Consider the following 4,125-nt stretch of genomic DNA (forward strand, 5'->3'; position numbering starts at 1 on the left):
GTTTTTAAAGAATAAATATAATATGTGATATAGTAATCGCAATAAAAAATTTTTTCAGGGGGAGACTCGTTATTTAATGGCATTAATAATTATTCTCGCAGTGTTAATAATTTTCTCGTGTGTAAGGACTTCTCACGCATGTATGACTATTTTAGTCGGCCGTAAAGCATCAGAGTCCGGAAGTGTTTTAGTCGCTCATAATGAAGACGCGCCCGGACGTTATACAATGCAGACTCATTTAGTAAAAAAGTTGCGAAGACACCCGGGAACTACTATAAAATTTGAACCTGACACGGCAGAACTTGAATTAAACACTACTCGCACGAGTCTTTTATGGTCAGAGGCAAAAAATTATAATCCAGTCAGTCCCGGCCCTTCATTCTGTGATTTATACGTTAATGGCTATGGAGTCGTAATCTGCTCAAATAACTGCGCTGACTCAAAAGAAGACAACCCCGAATTATTGGACGGCGGAATTGCTTACGGATTAAGGCGTTTAGTGGCAGAGAAGGCAGCGAGCGCGAGGGACGCACTAAATATAGCATGTGATTTAGTAAATAAATACGGTTATGCTTCAAGCGGGAGATCTTATGCATTTGCAGACTGCGACGAAATTTTTGTAATGCAGATAGTTCACGGTAAACACTACGCGATTCAACGAGTCCCCGATGACGAGTGCGCAGTAATTCCGAATCACTACACTATTCATGAATGTGATCACAAAGCGCGCGGATATAATGAACTTGTGAATTATGCCATAAAACGGGGCTGGTATGACCCTGAAAATATATTCGATTTCGCAAAAGTCTATCAAAGCAAAGAAACTTACGGCCTCGCAAAAAATACTCATAGACACGTAAGAGCATTTGAAATCTTGTTAGATATAGATTTGAGCGAATTATTAAATCAAGAGTGGGAGCCGCTGCCGTTTTCTATAAAGCCAGCTCATAAAGTAAGTATTGCAGCACTCAAGAAAATTTTACGCACTCACTATGAAGGTACCAGCTCGAATAAAGCAGACGGGAACACACCGCATTTTGACTCGCCTTTGACAGTATGCAATATTGACACGCTTGAAAGCACTATAGCAGAGATTCGCCGGCGACCTGAAAGAATAATTTTGCGTAAAGCACTGGGCCGGCCTTGTTTTGCTCCGTATGTGCCATTTTATTGCGGGATTAATACGATTCCTGAAGGCTACGAAGATATTGACTCAGAGAGGGCATTAACTGAACATTTTGCGGCGAAACCTGAAGATTTAGATTACAAGAATAATGCGTGGTTCAATAATCAAGAAATTCAAGCGGCCTGCGATTTGCTGTATAACGAGAAAAGCGAATTAGTACACAAAAAAATTGCTGATTTAGAGTCAGAAATCGAGAATAAATTAAAAGATTTAGACTCGCAAATAGAATTACGAATCAAGACGAATCCATATATAGCCGGTGCAATGATAGAAGGAGCAGTAATGTCATGGGCAGAAGACGCTAAAAATTTCGTTAATGCATTAAAATCTGAACTCGGAATAATTTACGCTCAAGCAAATAAAAATATAATTCCCGGAGAATCTTTCAGTGTCAGAATTCCCAGTAATAAATTAGATCTCGATATTTCACAGTGTAAGTGCGGAGTCTCATATTTGCCCGTTCAAAAATGGTCTGATTGTGTGAGCATTAACAAGAGTGAAAAATTTTTAGAACTTGAATTCACCCCGTCCGAATGTATTAATGACGCTGTGCCTTGCTTTACGGATTTATATTTGCTGTTAATCGAGAAAGACGGAACTAAACACGCTGGAACAGTAAAAATCAGGATTCAGGAGGTCAAATAATTATGCCCGGAAAGAAAAAATTTAATATTACACCTGCTGACTTGAAAGCACTCGGCCCGAAAAAAAGTATTATTCTCATAATAATTCTTGCTTTAATATGGCTCTTCAACGGGGATATTTCGGAAATCTTTAATCACTCAAGCAATAATAACGGGAATAATATAGAAATCGAGTCAAAATCTGAATCCGATATTATTTCAGGAACAGTAAAAAGAGTCATAGACGGCGACACTCTAGTTATAAGCATAAACAATCAAGACAGACGAGTCCGAATGCTGGGAGTCGATACCCCCGAAACAGTTCACCCGAAAAAAGGAGTCCAGCACTATGGACGTGAAGCAAGCAACTTCACAAAGCAATCTTTAACGGGGCGGCGTGTATGGCTTGAGTATGACTCTTCACCTTTAGACAGATACGAGCGTCATTTGGCTTATATATGGCTTGAGAGACCTTCACAAATAAATGAGTCCTCAATACGGCGCGAAATGTTCAACGCGAGATTATTATTAGAAGGTTACGCAAGAGTCATGATAATAAAGCCTAATAAACGCTATGAAGATTTATTCAAAAAATTTCAGAATGAGGCGCAGAACTCAAGACGGGGACTCTGGGCAAATTAATATATATTATATATAAAGAAGGGAATTATACTTAAAAAATTATGAAATTATTTAGTGATTCATATATAACATGGCGGGCAGGGTTTGCAATATACCGCTCGTTATTCAGCACATTTTTTAATTTGGGAGGCTTAAATCTCCTGAAACGAAAATATAAAGGCGACATTTCCGAGAGACTCGGCCAAGTTGAGAACGTCCCGCAAAAATCTATATGGGTTCATGCTGTATCAGTCGGAGAAGTTCAATCAGCGAGTTCACTAATCCGCCGAATCAAGAATAAGAATCCCCGCCCCTGCATTCTCTCAACAGTAACAGAAACAGGCCGCGACATGGCAATAAAACTTTTAGACGGTATAGTTGACAGGATAATTTACAGCCCGTTTGACGCAAAAAAATGTGTCTCTCAAGCATTAAATAATATAAATCCCTGCGCTTATATCACAATGGAGACAGAATTATGGCCGGAAATGCTTTATCAGGTAAAATCACGAAATATTCCCGCTTTCTTAGCAAATGGCCGCTTATCAGAAAAAAGTTTTGCGAGACTCAAGCGCACAAAATACTTCTGGCAGGGATTGCTTGAATGCTTAAATAAATTAATGGTCAGATTCGACGACGATAAACGCAAATTCTTAGAACTCGGAGTCCCTGAAGATAAAATTATTGTAACTGGAGACTGCAAAGTTGACTCGTTACTTGATAGGAGAAAATCAGCAGCTCCCGAAAAATGGCGGTGGCTCAAAAAAAGCCCTGACTCCCCGTTATTTACGGCTGGGAGCACTCATCAGGGTGAAGACGATGTAGTAATCTCGGCGTTTAGAATCCTGCGCAAAAAATTTCCTGATTCAAGACTCGCTATTGTCCCCCGCCATCCTGAACGCGCATTAATGACGGTTGCTTCTGTTTTGCCGTATAGCGATCTTAAGGCCGAATTACTTTCACGAATTGACCGCGATAATAATAATTATGACGTAATAGTTGTAGACAAAATCGGCATATTATTTGATTTATACGCAGCTTCTGACTCTGTATTTATAGGCGGGAGTCTAGTCAACAAGGGCGGACAAAATCCGTTTGAGCCGGCATTACTGGGACTTCCTGCGATACACGGGCCTAGCATGTCAGATTTTCCTGACACTGAAAGAATGGACTCAATGGGAGCGGCTATATGCGTGCATAATGATTTAGAACTTGCGAGAACATGGGAAGAGTCAATTAATCCCGAATTCGTGAAGAAATCTCTAAAGAATTGCGCGGACTACTTCAAGACATTAGGGGGCGCAGCAGAAAAAACTTGGCAGGAAATTGAATCTAAAATATAAACTTGACAGAATTAACGCTCAAGATTAAAATATTTCCCGTGTTCGACAGAAAGCCGGGCGGATAGTTCAGCGGTAGAACACCTGCTTTACACGCAGGGGGTCGTAGGTTCGAACCCTGCTTCGCCCACCAGAGATTTATAATAACGCGGGGTCGTAGCTCAGTCGGTTTAGAGTGTCGGCCTGTCACGCCGAAGGTCGCGAGTTCAAGTCTCGTCGGCCCCGCCATAAAGTATAAGTCTTGAGAAATCGGGCGGGATAGCTCAGTTGGTAGAGCAACGGACTGAAAATCCGTGTGTCCCCGGTTCAATTCTGGGTCCCGCCACCAGTAAGAATAAAGAATATAACAATCATA

General features: G+C 40.8%; 3 protein-coding genes and 3 tRNA genes. All 6 read left to right on the forward strand.

Annotated features, from left to right (window positions below; genetic code table 11):
• The first annotated feature begins 76 nt into the window (after positions 1-76).
• The 6 genes from IJS99_07090 to IJS99_07115 all read left to right on the forward strand — a co-directional run bounded on the left by IJS99_07090 (position 77) and on the right by IJS99_07115 (position 4,098).
• Positions 77-1,831, forward strand: a complete 1,755-nt coding sequence (locus IJS99_07090; protein MBQ7561582.1) for a C69 family dipeptidase — start codon at positions 77-79, stop codon at positions 1,829-1,831.
• 2 nt (positions 1,832-1,833) lie between these two features.
• The gene (locus tag IJS99_07095; protein ID MBQ7561583.1) at positions 1,834-2,451 is read left to right on the forward strand and encodes a thermonuclease family protein; all 618 of its coding nucleotides are present in this window, start codon (positions 1,834-1,836) and stop codon (positions 2,449-2,451) included.
• A 41-nt stretch (positions 2,452-2,492) separates the two neighbouring features.
• Entirely contained in the window at positions 2,493-3,773 is a 1,281-nt protein-coding gene (locus tag IJS99_07100) for a 3-deoxy-D-manno-octulosonic acid transferase (protein ID MBQ7561584.1), read from the forward strand.
• Between the two features lie 55 nt (positions 3,774-3,828).
• A tRNA-Val gene (locus IJS99_07105) sits at positions 3,829-3,903 on the forward strand.
• A 17-nt stretch (positions 3,904-3,920) separates the two neighbouring features.
• Positions 3,921-3,998, forward strand: a tRNA-Asp gene (locus IJS99_07110).
• A gap of 24 nt (positions 3,999-4,022) precedes the next feature.
• Positions 4,023-4,098: transfer RNA gene (locus tag IJS99_07115), tRNA-Phe, on the forward strand.
• The last annotated feature ends 27 nt before the right edge of the window (positions 4,099-4,125 follow it).

The sequence above is a fragment of the Synergistaceae bacterium genome, from assembly GCA_017444345.1.
GTDB lineage: Bacteria > Synergistota > Synergistia > Synergistales > Aminobacteriaceae > JAFUXM01.

Bases quoted from the DNA above. Each gene is read 5' to 3' on its own strand.
- IJS99_07095 (MBQ7561583.1), top strand. From the start codon at position 1,834: ATGCCCGGAAAGAAAAAATTTAATATTACACCTGCTGACTTGAAAGCA.
- IJS99_07100 (MBQ7561584.1), top strand. From the start codon at position 2,493: ATGAAATTATTTAGTGATTCATATATAACATGGCGGGCAGGGTTTGCA.
- IJS99_07090 (MBQ7561582.1), top strand. From the start codon at position 77: ATGGCATTAATAATTATTCTCGCAGTGTTAATAATTTTCTCGTGTGTA.